General features: G+C 54.3%; 17 protein-coding genes. 7 read left to right on the top strand and 10 right to left on the bottom strand.

The genetic code is table 11. The features are described 5' to 3' along the window. The first annotated feature begins 19 nt into the window (after positions 1-19). The 6 genes from TEU_RS07105 to rsmA all read left to right on the top strand — a co-directional run bounded on the left by TEU_RS07105 (position 20) and on the right by rsmA (position 5,102). Positions 20-1,180 (top strand): tRNA pseudouridine(54/55) synthase Pus10, encoded by a 1,161-nt coding sequence (locus TEU_RS07105; RefSeq protein ID WP_050003114.1) that lies wholly within the window; start codon positions 20-22, stop codon positions 1,178-1,180. Between the two features lie 57 nt (positions 1,181-1,237). After that, positions 1,238-2,734, top strand: a complete 1,497-nt coding sequence (locus TEU_RS07100) for a hypothetical protein (protein WP_050003113.1) — start codon at positions 1,238-1,240, stop codon at positions 2,732-2,734. A gap of 185 nt (positions 2,735-2,919) precedes the next feature. Next, positions 2,920-3,216, top strand: a complete 297-nt coding sequence (locus tag TEU_RS07095) for a 50S ribosomal protein L21e (RefSeq protein ID WP_050003112.1) — start codon at positions 2,920-2,922, stop codon at positions 3,214-3,216. A 3-nt stretch (positions 3,217-3,219) separates the two neighbouring features. After that, on the top strand, positions 3,220-3,588 hold the full coding sequence (locus tag TEU_RS07090; RefSeq protein ID WP_050003111.1) for an RNA polymerase Rpb4 family protein: 369 nt from the start codon (positions 3,220-3,222) through the stop codon (positions 3,586-3,588). Positions 3,589-3,660: 72 nt separating this feature from the next. Continuing rightward, entirely contained in the window at positions 3,661-4,284 is a 624-nt protein-coding gene (locus tag TEU_RS07085) for a DUF655 domain-containing protein (protein WP_050003110.1), read from the top strand. Further along, complete coding sequence (gene rsmA / locus TEU_RS07080) at positions 4,281-5,102, top strand: 16S rRNA (adenine(1518)-N(6)/adenine(1519)-N(6))-dimethyltransferase RsmA (protein ID WP_050003109.1); 822 nt, start codon at positions 4,281-4,283, stop codon at positions 5,100-5,102. Before TEU_RS07085 ends, rsmA begins: the two co-directional genes overlap by 4 nt. A 71-nt stretch (positions 5,103-5,173) precedes the next feature. Here rsmA and TEU_RS07075 read toward each other — a convergent pair whose 3' ends face one another. Continuing rightward, the gene (locus TEU_RS07075; RefSeq protein ID WP_227738677.1) at positions 5,174-5,722 is read right to left on the bottom strand and encodes a ferritin-like domain-containing protein; all 549 of its coding nucleotides are present in this window, start codon (positions 5,720-5,722) and stop codon (positions 5,174-5,176) included. A gap of 91 nt (positions 5,723-5,813) precedes the next feature. Between TEU_RS07075 and TEU_RS07070 the strand changes: the two genes are divergently transcribed. After that, positions 5,814-7,562, top strand: coding sequence for a radical SAM protein (locus TEU_RS07070; RefSeq protein WP_050003107.1), 1,749 nt, complete (start codon positions 5,814-5,816; stop codon positions 7,560-7,562). Here the strand turns inward: TEU_RS07070 and TEU_RS07065 are convergent. The 9 genes from TEU_RS07065 to TEU_RS07025 form a co-directional block, all read right to left on the bottom strand. Beyond that, on the bottom strand, positions 7,549-8,265 hold the full coding sequence (locus tag TEU_RS07065; RefSeq protein ID WP_227738676.1) for a hypothetical protein: 717 nt from the start codon (positions 8,263-8,265) through the stop codon (positions 7,549-7,551). The genes TEU_RS07070 and TEU_RS07065 overlap by 14 nt on opposite strands. Positions 8,266-8,381: 116 nt before the next feature. Then, positions 8,382-10,217 (bottom strand): S-layer protein, encoded by a 1,836-nt coding sequence (locus TEU_RS07060; protein ID WP_050003105.1) that lies wholly within the window; start codon positions 10,215-10,217, stop codon positions 8,382-8,384. A 189-nt stretch (positions 10,218-10,406) separates the two neighbouring features. Next, on the bottom strand, positions 10,407-11,240 hold the full coding sequence (locus tag TEU_RS07055; RefSeq protein ID WP_050003104.1) for a hypothetical protein: 834 nt from the start codon (positions 11,238-11,240) through the stop codon (positions 10,407-10,409). Between the two features lie 2 nt (positions 11,241-11,242). Further along, the gene (gene amrS, locus TEU_RS07050) at positions 11,243-12,292 is read right to left on the bottom strand and encodes an AmmeMemoRadiSam system radical SAM enzyme (protein ID WP_050003103.1); all 1,050 of its coding nucleotides are present in this window, start codon (positions 12,290-12,292) and stop codon (positions 11,243-11,245) included. 26 nt (positions 12,293-12,318) lie between these two features. Next, positions 12,319-13,041 (bottom strand): polysaccharide deacetylase family protein, encoded by a 723-nt coding sequence (locus TEU_RS07045; RefSeq protein WP_050003102.1) that lies wholly within the window; start codon positions 13,039-13,041, stop codon positions 12,319-12,321. Continuing rightward, positions 13,034-14,179: a glycosyltransferase family 4 protein gene (locus TEU_RS07040; RefSeq protein WP_050003101.1), complete on the bottom strand. Its 1,146-nt coding sequence runs from the start codon at positions 14,177-14,179 to the stop codon at positions 13,034-13,036. The genes TEU_RS07045 and TEU_RS07040 overlap by 8 nt, the downstream gene beginning before the upstream one ends. After that, positions 14,155-15,033, bottom strand: coding sequence for a lysylphosphatidylglycerol synthase transmembrane domain-containing protein (locus TEU_RS07035; protein ID WP_050003100.1), 879 nt, complete (start codon positions 15,031-15,033; stop codon positions 14,155-14,157). The genes TEU_RS07040 and TEU_RS07035 overlap by 25 nt, the downstream gene beginning before the upstream one ends. Before the next feature lie 17 nt (positions 15,034-15,050). Next, on the bottom strand, positions 15,051-16,004 hold the full coding sequence (locus TEU_RS07030; RefSeq protein WP_050003099.1) for a thiamine-phosphate kinase: 954 nt from the start codon (positions 16,002-16,004) through the stop codon (positions 15,051-15,053). A 31-nt stretch (positions 16,005-16,035) separates the two neighbouring features. Continuing rightward, positions 16,036-17,298, bottom strand: coding sequence for a TIGR00375 family protein (locus TEU_RS07025; protein ID WP_050003098.1), 1,263 nt, complete (start codon positions 17,296-17,298; stop codon positions 16,036-16,038). Between the last annotated feature and the right edge of the window lie 5 nt (positions 17,299-17,303).

Here is a 17,303-nt window from a genome sequence, read left to right as displayed (position 1 = left end):
AAAGCTTTAGGGTGAGACAATGATAGTCGAGAAGGCCGGCGAAGTCCTTGAAAAATACAGGCTCTGCGACCACTGCCTCGGCAGGCTCTTCGCCAAGCTCGGCAAGGGCACCAACGAGGAGCGCGGGAGAGCGGTAAGGTTTGTACTCAACATGGAGCGTTCTGCGGAGGGTTTAGAACCCATAAAGGAGCCAGATGAGTGCGGGCTCTGCCACAACGTCTTTGACAGGATTCCCGAGCTCGTGGAGACTATGAAGAAGGCGAGCGAGGGTATTGAGTTCGAGACGTTTCTTGTGGGTTCCCGCTTCCCGGAGGAAATCAGAGAGAAAGAGAGAGCCATCTGGGGGGAGTTCGGGATTGACACCGCCGAGCCGATAAACAGGGAGTTCAACCGCGAGCTCGGAAAGGCCTTTGGCCGGGCCACAGGGAAGGAAACCTCCAAGGAACCGGACGTCGTCTTCATCGTGGAACCGTTTTCAGGTAATGTTGAGCTCCAGATTAATCCCATCTACGTTTACGGTCGCTACAGAAAGCTCGTGCGCGGGATTCCACAGACGCCCCTGCCGGACTTCGAGGATAGCGTCGCTTCTATAATCTGCAGGGCGTTTTCGAGGGCCTTTGTGGGGAAGTGCGTCTTTAAGGGCGCCGGAAGGGAGGACGTTGACGTAAGGATGCTCGGCAACGGGAGGCCCTTCATAGTTGAAGTTAAGAGCCCGAAGAGGAGAAAGGTTAACCTTGAGAATGTAGCGGAAGAGATAAACGCGAGCGGGAAGGTAGAAGTGCTCAACCTGCGCTTCGTTTCGGCAAAGGAAGCCGAGGAAGTGCTCACGAAGAACCACAGGAAAGAATACCTCGCGCTCGTCCTCGTCGAGGAAGGGGTCACTCCCGAGGAAGCCGAGGAAGTTGCGAAAAAGCTCACCGGCCTTGAAATCCACCAGAGGACGCCCTGGCGCGTTAGAAAGGCGAGGGCCGACAGGGTGCGGGTGAGGAAGGTTCACGAGGCCGAGGCGAGGTGGGTTGACGGGAAGCACTTTGAGCTCCGCCTCGTCACCGACGGCGGGCTCTACATCAAGGAATTAATCTCCGGCGACAAAGGGCGCACAAAGCCCTCTGTAACTGACCTGCTCGGAAAGAACGCGTGGTGCGAGAGGCTTGATGTCCTTAACATCCTTGATGAGTAGCAGGTTTTCTTTAGAAATCCTTTTATATTTCCCCTTCGAAGTTGAATCGGTGGTTGAATGCTCAGGAGAGCTTTTCCCCCAGCGCTTGCGATATTGCTGTTTGCTGGGCTTGTGGCGGGTTCGGCGGTAATAGTGACTCCACCAGAGGGAATGGTAACCTACCCTGAGGTGGTAGCAGGGGTTGGAAGTGATGGGAATGGAGGTTTCGTAGTGGTCGTCCCGTTTAACATGACCGCTAACGGAACCCCCGTGGTTCCGGGGGCATGGATTGGCAGTTTCTATCCAAACGGCTCCCTCAAGTGGGGGGAGAACGTAAAGGGTGCCCCGCTTTACCCATCTCCCAGAGTACTCAAGGCGGCCGCCAACGGCTCAATAGTCCTCGTCGGCCAGAGTAACAGGGGAAACCACACCGACATATGGGTGATTAAACTGGACAAAAAGGGAAAAGTTCTCTGGTCTAAAGACTACCTTCTCGATGTAGGCCAGGGCTGGATCCCGTTTATAGACTCGGTGGCAATTGAGAGAGACGAAATACTCATCGCCACCCATGTGGACAGCTTCATCGAGGGAAGGCATGTCTCTGTTCCACTGGTTCTGGCCCTGAATGCGGACGGGGAAATTCTCTGGGCTCGGGAATACAGGGTGTCCCACCTGAGAGAGCTCTACAGCACGGCGGTCGGAAAAACCGGCAGTGGCTACTACCTGATAGTCCACACCATGGAGGATTGGTATTATATACGGCTCAACAAGGACGGCCAGCCGCTTGAAAACTGGCAGATTAAAAGTTCCCTCAGGAAGTTTTTCATAAAGTCGGCACGGTCTTTTGGGGAGACAGTTTATCTCCTGGGCGGCTCCTCGAACGGAACGGTAATGGGGGCAATACTCGGAAATAAAACGCTATGGGCCAAGAGCTACACGCTAATTCCTGAGAGAATCTGCACAGAAACAGGCGAAAACGCAACGGCAGTGAGCTCCAGCTCATTTTCAACCGAGCCTGCCCCGATACTAACGGCCTCCGAAGGCCATATCATTTTTCAGCTCCCCATCACGGAGTCCTTTAAACTGGAGTGTGATGGCGGGGTCAATACAACTTACGCCGTGATTAAAACCGACAAAAAAGGGAACGTGGTTGAGATATTTGCAATGGTGTCCTCTAAAGATGACTTTGACGGGCTAATCGAGCCTTTAGGGATAAGCACAGAAGATGATGACTTTATAGCCCTCTGGAGAAAGGATATATCCTCAGGAACATTCTTGAAATTCCAGGGGCTCGGAATAGTATCGCATTTTGACGCAGAGCCCATCGGGCCCAATCTCAGACCGATAGACGTTAAGGTCAAAGCTGCCCCCGCAGACTTTGAACTCGTACCCGGACCAGAGGTTGTTTCCACCAGTATTAGTATAAAAATCGTAGAGTCGCCAGTTAAGGTAGAGGAAACCAAGGAAGCTCCAGTTGCGGTGATTGCCCTGGAAGACAAACCCAGTGAAGGCATCTGCGGACTCGGAATATTGTTGATACTCTCGCTCCCGGTACTGTTGCTGAGACGCAGGTAGCTTTTCTTTTTGCTTTTGCACTTTGGAGTGAAAGATTTATAAAGGGGCCCTTGTAGGTTTTAGTGATTCCTAGGGGGTTAGTCCTAAGTCTAAACGGAGCGAAAAGCGTTTCCCCCTTGAAAAAATTCCGTGCTGTAAACCTGGATTTGCCCGTTCGGGCCCATAAAAGTTGAGAGGTGGTGGAAATGGTTCAGAAGGCGCACAGCTTTAGGAGGAAGACCAGGGGTAAGCTCAGTAAGAAGCCGAGAAAGAGGGGCCTTCCCCCGCTCACTAGGTTCCTCCAGGAGTTTGAGGTCGGGCAGAGGGTTCACATCGTCATAGAGCCGAGCTACCACAAGGGCATGCCCGACCCGAGGTTCCACGGAAGGACCGGAACCGTCGTCGGCAAGCGCGGCGATGCCTACGTCGTCCAGATTAGGGACGGCGGCAAGGTTAAGACGTTCTTCATACACCCCGTCCACCTCAGGCCCCAGAAGGGATGAAGAATGATCGGCCGCAAAAAGCTCGAGGAGCACTACCTCACCATAGCTGAGACGAAGGAGCTCCTCGAGCGCAGAAAGGAGGAGGGCATGGCTGAGAACCCCGAAGAGCCCATGTTTTACGAGGCCAGGGTTAGCCTTGAGCACGCGGAGAAGTTCGCCAAGCTCAGTCCCGAGAAGGCGAAGGAGCTCAAGGAGAAGCTCATGGGGCTCTTCGACTGGATCGACGAGAGGCTCGCCGCCAAGATAGTGGACATCCTCCCCAACGACTACCTCGACATCAGGGTTATCTTTGCGAAGGAGGAGTACATGCCCTCGCCCGAGGAGGCCGAGGAGATAATAAAGCTCGTTGACGAGTACCGGCCCCTTGACTGATTTTCTCCTTTTTCTTTGACGTAGAGGAAAGTATAAAAACTTCAGGCCAAAATAAGTTCTGGGGGAGAGATGATGGATAGGTACCGGAGGCATTCTTACCGCGAAAGTATTGAAAAAAAGAAGAGGAACCTCGAATATGAGGAGTACGCTTACGTGCTGGACTACCTTCCGGAAGGTTATTACGTTGATCTCACAACGGGCAGGCGGACGGGTAAGCCTGTCGCCCAGGTAATCGGTGAGAAGGCCTTTACCCTCCTTGAGGTCACGCCCAAGGAAGACCTCATGCTCTACGAGAGAGTCTTCATAGGGAAGGGGCACCGCGATAAAATCCTCCTCATCAACAAGAAGATAGCCTACAACGACCTTACGGACACCGCGAAGGCCGAGCTTCCGTACGTCGTCGAGGAGATAGTGAAGAACAACGAGGAGCGCTTCGTCCAGTTCTTCAACGTTGCCCCACCGATAACCAACAGGCTCCACAGCCTTGAGCTCCTGCCGGGCATCGGGAAGAAGCACATGTGGGAGATTATAGAGGAGAGGCAGAAAGAACCGTTTAAGAGTTTCGAAGACCTGAAGAAGCGCGTCAAGGGGCTGCCAGACCCGGTCAAGATGATAGCCAAGAGAATCGTTGAGGAGCTCCAGGATAAAGACAGATACAAGCTCTTCGTCGGCCACAGGAGGATTTTTAGGGGATGAGGGACGAACTTTTCTCCCTTATTTACAAATACAACCTCAGGCCAAACCGCGACCTCGGTCAGAACTTTCTAATCGTGCCCGATATAATCGAGAGAAACGTTGAGAGAGCGGAGCTTAGCGAGAAGGATACTGTTCTTGAAATCGGGCCGGGACTGGGCGTTCTCACGAAGGAGCTCGCCAAAAGGGCGGGAAAAGTCTACGCCATCGAGAAGGACAGAAGGATAATTGAAATTCTCAGGAATGAATATGCGTGGCCAAACGTTGAGCTCATCGAGGGGGACGCCGTGAGGGTTGAGTGGCCGTCGTTTGACAAGATGGTCTCCAACCTCCCATACCAGATTTCCTCTCCGGTTACATTCAAGCTCCTAAGGCACGACTTCGAGAGGGCGGTTTTGATTTACCAGCTCGAGTTCGCGGAGAGAATGGTGGCAGAACCCGGGGACAAAAACTATTCCCGCCTCTCGCTGATGGTTCAGGCGAAGGCAAACGTTGAGGTCGTCGAGAGAATAGGCAGAGGTGCATTCTGGCCGAGGCCAAAGGTTGATTCAGCTGTCGTCGTAATCAAGCCAAAACCGCGGGACGAGCGCATAGAGCTGAATAAAGACCTCGTTAAGGCACTCTTCCAGCACCGGAGGAGCACGGTTGTGGCGGCGCTGAAGAAGTCCCACCACATGCTGGGGCTAACGAAGACAGAATTCAAAAACATAAAGGACGTGATTTCATCAGTTCCATACGCCGAAAAACGGGTTTTCCAGCTCTCTCCCGAAGAAGTTAAGGAGATAGAGGCCTATCTGAAGGCCAACAGTGTACTCCCGTGAAAACCTGCGGAACCTGACTTCTCCCTGCCGTGAACGGCAAGGCTTTCAAAAGAAAAATGTAAGCTTTTCTTTTATCCTTTGCCGTTCTCTTCAGGGGGTTCACCAAAGAGCTCCACGTAGAGCCTCTTCAGCTTTTCATAATGTCCGTTTTCAATGTCCGCCAGCCAGAGGAAAGTTTCTTTCGCTTTTTCATCAGAGGTGTGCTCCGCGAGATATAGATAAACGTCGCGTGCAATCTTCTCCGTGTCCATCAGGTGTTTGAGGATTTCCCTGAGCTTTCCGTGATAAACCAAATCCTTTAACTGCTCCTCTGACAGCTCAACTTCGAGGGAGGGAAGGTCTACTTTGGGTACTTCTTCATCAGGATATATTTCACGATACAGCTTCAACAGTGTCTCAGCGTGTTCCATAGATTCCCTATACATCTCCATGAAAAGCTTTGAAATCCGCTCGTCCCAGTTGACGTCTTTGCTCATTGCGGAGAGCTTGTAGTACATCTCGGCTTCCTCCATCTCCTGATTCATCCAGTATGCGAGAAGCTCCTTGATGCCGAGCTTCGATATTGCTTCAAGAATCCGCCTGAACTCTGATTTTTCTTCCTCGGTTTTAAAGCGCTCCACTGCTGGCCACCACAGGTAATTTAGTGTCTCCAGCATTTTATACCTTTTGACATGCGATTGGTTTTTAAAAGCCAAAACGGACTTCCCAACCATGATAGTCGCCATCATAGACGGCTACACAGACGAACCCGCGGGCCTTGGAGTGCCACCATACCTGGGCATATATCCCCGCTACGCATACGGAGCGATAAAAAAGGCGAGGAAAGACGCTCAGGTCTTCTACCTCACGATAGACGACCTGAGGGCAACTTTCCTTGGTGAGAGGGGAGTGGAGACCAAAAACAAGACGCCCAACTTTCCGAAAGTTCGGGATATTCTGGCGAAGGCCGACCTGGTTGTTTACATCGGAGGACTGCACACTCCCGGCAAATACCTCTCCGCAGTCCCGGGAAGTGTTGAAGAGGTCGCCCGCTTCTTGAGGGACGTCAATGCCACGAAAATCCTCGGCGGGCCGGCCTTCATGGGCTCCGCATCTATGGGTGGCGTTAAAATCACGAGCAGGGAGCTCCAGCTCGCGGAGAGCGTTTTTGATTACGTTGTTTACGGCGACCTTGAGGCCTTCCTCTTTGACTACCTGAGCAATCCCAAGGACCCCGACCCCTTCCGCTTCAGAAACTATGCAGAATTACGTGATTATGCAATTATTGGTACGGAAGTTGTAAGGCAGTTTCCGGATTACCCCGACTTCGTTATCGTTGAAATCGAGACCCAGAGGGGCTGTCCAAAGGCCATGGGCATAGGGGGCTGCTCCTTCTGCACCGAGCCGGTGCGCTACAGAACCGTCGAGGACAGGCCGGTGGAGGATGTAGTTGCCGAGGTCAAGGCCCTCTACGACCTCGGTGTTAGGCACTTCCGCGTTGGGAGGCAGAGCTGTATATTCTCATACATGGCAAAGCCTAACGGCCGTGTGCCAATCCCGAATCCAGAGGCAATAGAGAAGCTCTTTGCCGGAATCCGCTCCGTTGCGCCCGATGTTAAGACCCTCCACGTGGACAACGCCAACCCCGCGGTGATAGCGAACTACCCAGAGGAGAGCATCAGGATTGCCAAGGCGCTCATAAAGTACGGGACTCCAGGAAACGTTGTTGCTTTCGGTCTTGAGAGCGCCGACCCGAAGGTCGCGAAGCTCAACAACCTGAACGCCACCGCTGAGGAGACCTATGAGGCCGTCAAAATCCTCAACGAGATCGGTGCGAGGAGAGGCTACAACGGAATGCCCTGGCTCCTGCCGGGGATAAACATAATTTTCGGCCTGCCGGGCGAGACAAAGAAGAGCTATGAGATAACCTTCCAGTTCCTCAAGCGGCTCCTCGACGATGGTCTCATGGTAAGGAGGATAAACATCAGACAGGTCGTCGTCTTTCCGGGAACGCCACTGTGGCACATGAGAGACAAGGTAAAGACGGAGAAGCACAAGCGGCTAATCCAGCACTACCGCCACAAGATAAGGCACGAGATTGACCTGCCCATGCTCAAGAGAGTCGTTCCAGTTGGGACAGTCCTGAAAGACGTCAGGGCAGAGGTATTTGACAACGGGCTGACTTACGGAAGGCAGATAGGGAGTTACCCCCTCATCGTTGGAATCCCGAAGGAGATTCCCCTTAACAGGTTCTACGACGTCCTCATAGTCGACCACGGCTTCAGGAGCATAACGGGGATTCCCGTCCCAATAAACGTGAACCGCGAGAGCCCGAGGGTTCTCCAGCTCATTCCAGGAATTGGGAAGAAAACGGCGGTAAAGATAATGGCCAAAAGGCCATTTGCGAGCAAAGAAGAGTTTTTCAAGGTCATGGGAGAGGAAAAGAAAAAGGCCATGTGGGACTTGATCACCCTGAAGTAGAGGTCTGGTTCTCTGTGGGCCACTTAAACTCCATAATTTTTTCCAGGAGCACAACTTCAGCCCTAAGTGCCCCGTCGGATTTGCCCTCAAGGATGATTAGCCCGGGCCTGGGGACGATGATTCTATTTTCTTTAGCACCTTCAGCAGGACCCAGCAGCACGATGGCAAGATGCTCCTTGTTACCGATTCTTTTAAGCCCCAATGCGACCTTTGTCATGAACGAGAGATACCTGGTGTCGTGGCGCTTCATCGTCTCTTCATAGGCGTACTGTCTTGCGCCGGCTTCGTCCATTCCCTTTTTTAAGGCTTCAAGGTAGTAGTAGCGCTTAAACATAGATGCAACAAATGCACTTATCTCAGCAACCGCCGCCGTGCGGTCCGAACAGCTCCCAGTGAACTCTTCGGGATTTGACGAACATTTCTTGGCACTGGGGTCTCCAACAATGATTGTGAAGCGCTGATATGGCGCGTTCAGTGTCAGGTTTACATCAACTTCGGGTATTCCCGTGATGTAGCCGGTAACGTTGACCGCGTAGCCCTTCGCTCCCTCTGGTGCCTTGAAGCCGTGGAGTGTTAGGTTGACGTACTGGGGGAGCGTGAAGACACCGTATCCGCCATCTGGGAACTTGATGACTATATACGTGTGCTCGGGGGCCGACTTGTTCGGGCTCACTGAAACGTCATACTGAGAGTAGCCGTACATAATGTAACCAGCGGGTGTGAGAATAATGACTACCAAAATTAGCACAACTAAGAACTTCCTTGACACCCTAAAAACCTCCCAAGAAGTGCTGAAAGTAAAGAGAGAAGAAAAGGCCTTCAGTGGAGGCCAGCGAGGTACTCCATGAGGGCCTCAGCAGCGGCCTTGGTGCCCTCCCTGTCGGTACCGGCGACGAGGACAACACCGTGGCCGTTGATGGTCTCGCACTCGGCGACGTACTTGACGACACCGCTCTCCTTGCCGGTGCCGAACTGCTCCTTCCAGCCGTCGTAGTCGGTCGGGACGCCGAGCTTCTCAGCGAGGGCGGCGGTAACGGTGTTGACGACCGGACCACCGACGAGGATGAGGTTGCTGTCGACCTTGTCAAGACCCTGCTCCATGAGCTCGGTGTCAAGGACGGTGATCGGGGTGGTTATCTTGCTGACAACGGCGGCCTTGGCCGGGCTGGCAGAGGCCTTGATGTTGTCAACTATGTAGTCGGTGTCGTCGATCTCGTCGCCCTCTTTGTAGGTGGTGTACTCCCACTTGGGTGCGATCGGGTCAATCTTGACCCATGCCTCCATGGCGGCGTAGGTCTTATCGTTGTCTGGGTTCTTCTTCTTCATGATGTCAGCGGTGTAGTCCATGACGTAGGTGTCGAAGAGCTTAATCTCCTTGCCCTCGAGCTCCTCCTCGTTGGTGAGGGCGAACCACAGGAGCTTGCCGTTGTCGACGCCGAGGTGGGCTATCCATCCCGGCATGAACTCATCTTCGTCGTAGATGCGGTCAATGTCAGTCTGAACCTCGACCTTGACGCTGGTGGTTCCGCCTATACCGATGAAGGTGTCGAGCAGGGTAACCCTTATGCCGCCGTTGAAGAGGGTCTTAGTCGGGCTCTTCTCGGTGTTGAGGGTAACCGTCTCGGTTCCGGTCGGGCCGGAGACCTCGAGGAGGGCCTTCTCCTGGTTGACGTCAATGTCGAGAACCTTGATGGTGTAGTCGCCGAAGGTCTTGCTCTTACCGGAGTCAATGTAGGTGTCGCCCCAGTCGTTACCGTACTCGATATACGGGGTGCCATCGTCAACTCCAATGTCAAGGACCTTGATGGTCTTGCCGAAGAGCTCAACGGTGTCGCCTTTCTCAACGCCTTCGACCACGGTTTTATAGAACTCATATCCACTGGGCTGGGTGTCACTGACGGTGTACTTGTACTCGCTCAGGGTGCCGAGGACCGGATCCTTGAGCTCCTTTCTGTACGCGTTGAGCTTGAAGGTAACGTTGGCGACGACGTTGTCAACAACGAGGGTGAAGTCGCTGAAGTCGTCTATGTCCTCGGCGTCAACCTCTCCCTCGTTGAGCTGCTTAAGGGTGACGCTACCGATCGTAACGTTGTAGTGAATCTTCACCTCTGAGAGGTCGTGCCAGGTCTTGTTCGGGTCCTGCCAGTCGTTGTTGTTTTTGCCGTCCTTCCAGATTATGGCATCGTAGATGGTGACCTTCCATCCATCATCAAAAACACCGTCGGCCCAGGCGGAGTGGTCGAGGTCCGTGTTGAAGTACGGGTCGCCATCTTCGTCAAAGCTTCCGTTCCACCAGTAGGGCTCGGTAGTGATGTCATCACCGACCTTGTACTCGCCGGTGTAGGTGTTGTCGAACACCGGAATGTCGTCCGGGTCGTAGGCAGTGTCCTTCTTAACAACGACGCTTGTATCGGTGACCTTGACGTCCTTCTCAGTGTAGAGCATGCTACCAATAGCGACGGCTATGTCAGCGGCGCTGGCAACGTCGAGAGCAGCACCCTGGCTACCGACCACGATTTTAACGTTCGGCTCTCCGTTCTTAACGAAGAAATCCTTCGGGATCTCCGGGACGGTCGGCTGAGCGCTGGCGAAGCCAACGGTGGCACCAACCATTGCGGCACCAACTGCAAGTGCCGCGATCTTCTTCACCTTCATGCCACAACACCTCCTTAAACTTGTGGGGATTAACCCCTCTAAAGTGTTGTCATACCATTCTGGCCCCCAGGGGTATATATACTTTTCGCTTTCAGACCCTTTCACAGCTTAAAAGAAGCTCGCCGATTGCCGTAAAGATTAAAAGAAAGCTTAACTAAATGCCTATGACAAATTCGCCTTTTGCCGATATTATCTCATCAGCCGGAATGAAGTGTTCTCTTTCTCGAGGACCTTTGCCTTGAGTGGCCTCGACACAAGCTCGTATGAAAACCCCGCCAAGTCTGAGAGAACGCCCTGGATCTCCGCAGGCGTTATGTCAACAATCTCGGGCTCCACGACTTCAATTGCTACCGGAGAGTACTTGGCAGTCAGCTGGAAAAGCGTTTCAACATCGGATATTAGCTCTGTCGCGACAAGGAAATACTTCAGACCGGTCTTCTCGCTGGTACCTTGCTCCTTATAGATGAACTTGTTAATCCTGCACCCTTCATAGGCGAGGGCCTTTGAGAAGTCCCTCTTGAGGGTCTCCTCGTCCTTACTGAACGTCTCAACGACAAAGCGGTAGAGCACCATTCTGTCCTCCAGAATCATTGACTCAATTTCCTCCCTGGAGTACCCAATCTTTGGCTCTTCAAGCTCGTCGAGCTGGGGATACGCAGCCAGGGCCCCAAAGCGGTCAATCAGCTGGCTCATAAGGTACGAGACCCCACCAAGAATTTTGGTGAGCTTCTCTGCCTCAAGCTCGACTTTTGACGTCGTGAGGACCTCTATTGCCGCAGGGGCGTATCTGATTGCTAGGTCAGCCATAACGTCAAAAGGCGCCTCTATTCTTGCCTCTATCATGCCGGAGTACCGCATCAGCTCGTTTTCAGGGTCTTCGAGGATGTCCTCCACGCGAATATCCTTAACCTTCGCCTCCTTTTCGGACTTAAGCCTCTCCACAGTCTGGGCCATAGCGCTTTCTAAAGCTTTCCTGTCGTTGGAGAGACCTTCAATGTAAAAAATAGCCTCAATCGTTTCCATTTTCACCACCACATTCCAGGATAATCCTTTTTTGTATACGTGCCAACTACCGGTATCTTCTCACCGCAGTACTTACACCTTCCATCGTCGGTGACCTTGTACTCGGTAATCTCAAAGCCATACCGTACTATTAAAGGCTTTCCACACCTCGGGCAGTAGGTGTTCTCTCCTGGGTGTCCGGGCACGTTGCCGATGTAGACGAACTTCAGGCCCTCTTCTCTGGCCACGCGGTAGGCCATCTCAATTGTCTCAAGAGACGTCGGCGGCAGGTGCGTGAGCTGGTAGTGCGGGAAGAAGCGCGAGAAGTGGACGGGCGTGTCGTCTCCGAGCTCCTCCACCACCCACCTTGCAAAGGCCCGGATTTCCTCTTCGCTGTCGTTAAGCGTTGGAATTATTAGGTAGGTAAGCTCGACGTGGATTCCAAAGTCCTTCTTGGCTATTACCGCTGTCCTCCTGCTAGGCTCACCACCCGGAACGCGTGCTATCTTCATGTAGAACTCGTCGCTGAAGGCCTTGATGTCTATGTTCATTGCGTCTATGTATGGCGCGAGCTCCCTGAAGGGCTCCTCGTTGATGTAGCCGTTCGTTATGAGGAGGTTGTAGATGCCCTCTCTCCGGGCGAGCTTTGCGGTGTCGAGGACGAACTCGTACCAGATTACTGGCTCATTGTAGGTGTATGCTATGCTCTCACAGCCGTAGCGCTTGGCAATCGCCACAACCATTTCCGGCGTCATGTCGTGCAGGTACGGAAAGCTCTCGTCTGCCTGGCTTATCTCCCAGTTCTGGCAGTGCCTGCAGTGCATGTTGCACCCAACTGAGCTTATCGAGAGCGCGCAGGAGCCAGGCCAGAAGTGGAAGAGGGGCTTCTTTTCGACCGGGTCAGCGCCTATGGCCGAGACCTTCCCGTAGTTGAGCGTGTAGAGCCTTCCACCTATGTTCTTCCTCACCCTGCAGGAGCCCCTCTTTCCCTCACTGATAATGCAGTTGAGCGGGCAGAGCTTACAGCGGACTTTGCCCCCTTCCAGGGGCTCCCAGTAAAGAGCCTCCCTCATAGCCACCACCATAGAAGAAAGTCCGGCTATCCCCGTTTAAGCTTTTGGTATTTCCCATAGAACTCGCGGAGTGTCATGAACCTCGCGCCGCCCTCGAGGTGGAACTCGATGAGAGCCCTCAACTTCTCAAGTGCCCCCTCGCCCGTGCCAAACCAGCAGTCTGGCCTTAAGCGTCTTGGCATTCTCACAAACTCCCATGGGTGGAATATGTAAACGATGGGGCTTTCGAAACCGCGGTGGAACCTTTCTTGGAGCCTCCATGGGAGCCTCGTTACGATAGATGTTGTGGTCGCGGGGACTTCAAGGACGCCGTCTATTTCAGCGACGCCCCCACGCCAGCCCTTGTGCCTGGCCTTGCTGGAATCGACCTTGAAGCCTAGGTCGGCGAGAATCCTGTAGTACTTATCAGGGAACTGGAAGTTTGGGGCGCGGAAAGAGGTGACGTCGCCGAAGCGGGAGAGTATCTCCCTTGCCTCGGCCAGCCTGCGCCTCGCCTCTTCGTGGGACAGCCTGTCAAAGCGCTCGTGCTCAAGGCCGTGACAGCCGAGCTCATGTTTTTTCCCTGCGCGCTCCGCCAGCTCCGGGAACTCCTCGGCAATCCTGCCAGTGAAGAGGAACGTTCCCCTGATTTTGAACTCCTCAAGGACGTCCATGACCTTTGGCAGCCCCTCTTCCATGCCCCTCCTTGTCTCTGCAAATGGCGGGCAGTCCTCCTCAACATCAAAGGTGAGCATCACCACCTTAGCCATTCTCCGCCACCTCATCAAGGACTTGGTAGTAGAGGGCAGTTATCTTCCTCACGACGACCCTCCAGTCGTAGACCGCCTCAGCTCTCCGCTTTCCGAGACGGGCCAGGCGCTTCTCAACGTTCTGGTTGTTCAGGACGAGGTTTACGGCCTCGGCCAGCTTCCTTGCGTCCCCCGGCGGGACGAGCAGGCCGCAGCCGTCTACTATCTCCGGGATTCCCCCAACCGTCGTCCCGATAACGGGCGTCCCGCTGGCCATTGCCTCAAGCAGGACTATACCGAAGGCCTCGCTCAGGCTCGGAAGGACAAAGACGTCGCTGGCGCGGTAAAAGAGGGGGAGCTTTGAGTACTCCACAGTGCCGAGGAATCGGACTTTCTCCGCGACGCCGAGGAGCCTGGCCCTCTCCCTCAGGAAGGAAAGCCTGCTCCCCTTGCCAACTATCAACAGCGTCCCGTCAACGTGTTTCATCGCGCTTATGAGCGTGCCGACTCCCTTTCGGGGCTCAATCCTGCCGACGTATAGGACAACGTTCTCGCCGAGGCCCAGCCGTTCCTTGGCCTCTTCCCTTGAGAGCGGCACGTCAAAGAAGTCCACGTTTATGCCGTTCGGGATGACCTCAGCGGGAACGCTGGTGAAGCGCTTTATAAACTCCTTCGCGGCCCTGCTGACGGCTATTATCCTGTGCGGGTTGTGAAGGTGGTACTTGAAATAGGGAAACGTGAGCCTAGCAACGGCCCGTATTGCCTTTGAGTTCTCGTAGTTGATGCTGTGGGTCGTGATCAGAGTCGCCTTCCCTATCTGTCTCCCAGCCGAGACTGCCTTGAGTGAGAGGGGCGTAAAAGCGTGGTGACCGTGGACAACGTCGTATTCCCTTATATATGGAATCAGCTCACGGGCACCCCGGGCAAAGGCACCCACGTTTATTCCTACGCCCCCCAGGACACGGCCGGGGACCCTGATTAAATCTATGCCCGCTTCCTTCAGCTCCGCCTCTTTGCTCGTCTCACGGTCGTTCGTGATTATAGCAACTTCGTGTCCCAAAGCCCTCAGGTGAAACGCGAGGTCGTGCATGTGGACGGCAACACCGCCCAGCTTTGGAAAGTACCAGTCGCTCACTAACGTGATTTTAAGGCTCTCCATACTTCCCTTCCCCCGGACGTTAAAAGTACTGCCAGTCCGGACAGACTGCTCAGAACATAAGAGATAAACCTTTCGAGTACCACAACCGAAACCGCCAGGGCAGGCGAAAGTCCGACGTAGGTGAGGGTTCCCACTAAACCGCCCTCGACTATTCCGACGCCACCTGGGGTGAACGCGGCTATTCCGAGAACGAGGTTGACAACGGACACAAAGACAAGGACCGGGATTGAAACCTCAAGGCCCACCGCCAGGGTAAGTAGCTTCAGCCGGGCAACGTCGAGAACCCAGACGAGGGAGCTGGCAGTGATTCCAACCAGGTTGGCGGTGCCACAACTCCGCAGGGAGATTAACCTGGCCTTCTCTTCATCTGAAAGATTAACGCGAAAGAGCCTCAGCGTCAGCTCAATGAACCGCTCCCATTTGAGCCAGATAATCAGCAGTCCGGCCAGGAGGGGCACCAGAACGAGGGACTCCGACGTCGCGAAGTACAGGAAGCCCACAGCGACCATGACCATAACGGGTATTGACTCCAGGATTCTCTCATATATTATCGTGATTGCAGAGATGCCGAGAGGCACTCCCCTGAGCCTGGAAATCCAGAGCATTCTGAGGAACTCGCCCCCTCCGCGGCTCATTGGGGTTATGTTGTTCACGAAGAGGCCCGCCAGGTTCGCCTTAAAAAGGTCGTTAATGGGGAGGTCAACCCCCGTTCCCCGGAGGACGTATTTCCAGCGCAGGGCAAACAGCAGGACGCTTAGGTAGTACGTGGCAACGGCTAGGATAAAGTAGCGCAGGCTTGCGCATCTTACCTGCTGTATTCCTGCAAGCAATTCGATTTTAATACTACCCAGCATACGGAAACTGCTATCTGCTATCTGTTATAAATCTTCTGGTCACCCAGGTGCTCCCAGCCGAGCCGAGGAAGGGGTCTTCTCTCCTCGTCTGAAGCTAGATAAACGCCGTTACCCTCCATGACCTGCCCCATGACAGAGAACTTGAAATCCATGGCATCAACAAGTTCTGGCGAAACCGTGAACACGAGCTCGAACTCCTCACCACTGGCGAGGGCGATTTCCAGGGGGCTCAAGCCGAGGATTTCAGCGACTTCCGCGACCTCATCACGGATAGGAATGCTCTCTGGCCTGATTTCTATTCCCACCCCGCTCATTTTCGCGATAAGGTGGAGCTCCTTCGCAAGGCCGTCGCTGATATCTATTGCGGAGCTGGCGACTTTGGAGAGAGAAACTCCCTCACTCACCCTCGCCCTCGGCTCCAGGAACTTATCGTAGAGGGCTTTCTTCGTTTTTTCGGAAACTTCAATGTCGTGCTTCCACACAAGAAGGCCCGCGAGTGCCCTTCCCAAATCGCCGGTGACGCACACCAGGTCACCCGGCCTCGCCCCCGAGCGGGTAAGAAGGCGCTCTGTGACTCCAAGGGCTATCCCGTCAATTATCAGGTCGTCCGCCTCGTTCGTGTCGGCGCTCAGGACGGGAATGCCGTAGAAGTTGAGGGCCTCGCCTATGCCCCTCGCTATCCCCTCCATGTAATCGGCATCAAGCCCGGGGGGGACACCGAGAGAGAAGAGAAATCCCACCGGTTCTGCCCCCATTGCCGCCACGTCGCTGACGTTCATCGTGACCGCCTTAAAACCGGCCTGCTCAGGCGTCATTACGTCGGGGACATCGGTCTTCCTCACCAGCATGTCGTTGGTGGCGACGAGCCACTTATCCCCAAACCTGAGCGCCCCGGCGTCATCACCAAGGGGCAGGTCGCCCTGTCTTTTGAGATGCCTGAGGAAGAGGTCTATTATCTCGGACTCCCTCATTTGAGCTCACCACCTTCAAACGTTTCGGGCCTCATCGGGCACCCCTCACGAACTCCGTTATGCTCCTCTGCTTTGGCTTTTCTTCCGGGGGCAGGGACACCTCAACGCTCTCAAGCTCGTCAATTCTCGCGCTTCTTATCTCCTCTGGAAGCCTTATCTCCCCGTACTTTCCGCCACCGCCGGGGATTACGATTAGCTTGCCGTTGCGGTGGGCCCAGATGGCCCTGGCAACGTCTTCATGAATTTTAGCCAGCTCCTGCACCGGGACGTCCACAAGAACCTTAATCTCGCTCCCGAACTCCCTCAGGAACCGCTCCCAGATTAGCCTGACGGCCTTTGTCTCGACTCCCTTGTCAATTACCATCGAGATTATCTCCGCGAGGGGGGCGAGGTGCAGGTACGGCGGCCTGTCCTTCGGCCTCTCCCCGGTGTCGGCCAGCTCAAGGATCCTGTCGCGGACGCCTTTCTTTATCCTGCCGCCGCACCTGGGGCACTTCCATTTGAAGGCTTTAGCCTCGCCGAGGGAGTACTGCGTGTAACAGCGGGAGCAGGCCGTCCGGTGGTATTTTCCGAGCCTGGGATTAAGGCCGGCGTTGAGAACTATTTTCCTTCCGCCCCGCTTTAGAATCGCCTTTCTGATTTCCTCAAAGGTGGGCTCTTTGACCTCAAAACGGTTGAACTCCCTCCCGAGGCGGTGGGGCATTGGGGAGTGGGCGTCGCTGTTGCTGAGGTATGTGAGCCGATGGTGGGCCTTTATCCTGTCCGCCATCTCGCTGTCGGCAGAAAGGCCGAGCTCAAGGAACTGGATTTCCGCCCCGTCGTAGGCATCTTTCAGGCTGTCGTACTCTTTGTATAGGGAAGTCCACGGCGTAAAAGCGTGCGCGGGGCCAATAAGGACACCAAGGTCGTTGGCTATCTCTGCTATCTCGGCAGCAGATAGACCCAGATGGGGCCTCCCTTCCGTCTCGATGTCAGACGAATGCTTCCTCAGTATCTCCCTCATCTCGCGGACGGCATCAACGCTCGGGAAGATTAAGAGGTGGTGGACGCGCCTGCTGTCTTCAACTTCGGCGGTGAGAATGAAGCGGACGCCGCTTCTTTCGTAAGTCCCGTCATCAACTTTTTTGGTATATTTCAAAAGCTCCTCTTCCCACTTCGGGTTGAGTATGTCGCCCGTCCCAACTATTCCGAGCCCCTTGAAGCGTGCATTTTCAGCCAGATTCGGTATCGTCATGGACTTTGAAACAGCTTTTGAGTAGCGCGAGTGTATGTGAAGGTCGGCATCGACCTGCATTTTAT

This window comes from Thermococcus eurythermalis (assembly GCF_000769655.1).
Classification (GTDB): Archaea; Methanobacteriota_B; Thermococci; order Thermococcales; family Thermococcaceae; genus Thermococcus; species Thermococcus eurythermalis.
This window is presented reverse-complemented; position numbering and strand designations above follow the sequence as displayed.

Bases quoted from the DNA above. Each gene is read 5' to 3' on its own strand.
- TEU_RS07100 (WP_050003113.1), top strand. From the start codon at position 1,238: ATGCTCAGGAGAGCTTTTCCCCCAGCGCTTGCGATATTGCTGTTTGCT.
- TEU_RS07025 (WP_050003098.1), bottom strand. From the start codon at position 17,298: ATGCAGGTCGATGCCGACCTTCACATACACTCGCGCTACTCAAAAGCT.
- TEU_RS07095 (WP_050003112.1), top strand. From the start codon at position 2,920: ATGGTTCAGAAGGCGCACAGCTTTAGGAGGAAGACCAGGGGTAAGCTC.
- TEU_RS07065 (WP_227738676.1), bottom strand. From the start codon at position 8,265: ATGTACGGCTACTCTCAGTATGACGTTTCAGTGAGCCCGAACAAGTCG.
- TEU_RS07035 (WP_050003100.1), bottom strand. From the start codon at position 15,033: ATGCTGGGTAGTATTAAAATCGAATTGCTTGCAGGAATACAGCAGGTA.
- TEU_RS07105 (WP_050003114.1), top strand. From the start codon at position 20: ATGATAGTCGAGAAGGCCGGCGAAGTCCTTGAAAAATACAGGCTCTGC.
- amrS (WP_050003103.1), bottom strand. From the start codon at position 12,292: ATGAGGGAGGCTCTTTACTGGGAGCCCCTGGAAGGGGGCAAAGTCCGC.
- rsmA (WP_050003109.1), top strand. From the start codon at position 4,281: ATGAGGGACGAACTTTTCTCCCTTATTTACAAATACAACCTCAGGCCA.
- TEU_RS07085 (WP_050003110.1), top strand. From the start codon at position 3,661: ATGGATAGGTACCGGAGGCATTCTTACCGCGAAAGTATTGAAAAAAAG.
- TEU_RS07090 (WP_050003111.1), top strand. From the start codon at position 3,220: ATGATCGGCCGCAAAAAGCTCGAGGAGCACTACCTCACCATAGCTGAG.
- TEU_RS07030 (WP_050003099.1), bottom strand. From the start codon at position 16,004: ATGAGGGAGTCCGAGATAATAGACCTCTTCCTCAGGCATCTCAAAAGA.
- TEU_RS07040 (WP_050003101.1), bottom strand. From the start codon at position 14,179: ATGGAGAGCCTTAAAATCACGTTAGTGAGCGACTGGTACTTTCCAAAG.
- TEU_RS07060 (WP_050003105.1), bottom strand. From the start codon at position 10,217: ATGAAGGTGAAGAAGATCGCGGCACTTGCAGTTGGTGCCGCAATGGTT.
- TEU_RS07045 (WP_050003102.1), bottom strand. From the start codon at position 13,041: ATGGCTAAGGTGGTGATGCTCACCTTTGATGTTGAGGAGGACTGCCCG.
- TEU_RS07055 (WP_050003104.1), bottom strand. From the start codon at position 11,240: ATGGAAACGATTGAGGCTATTTTTTACATTGAAGGTCTCTCCAACGAC.
- TEU_RS07070 (WP_050003107.1), top strand. From the start codon at position 5,814: ATGATAGTCGCCATCATAGACGGCTACACAGACGAACCCGCGGGCCTT.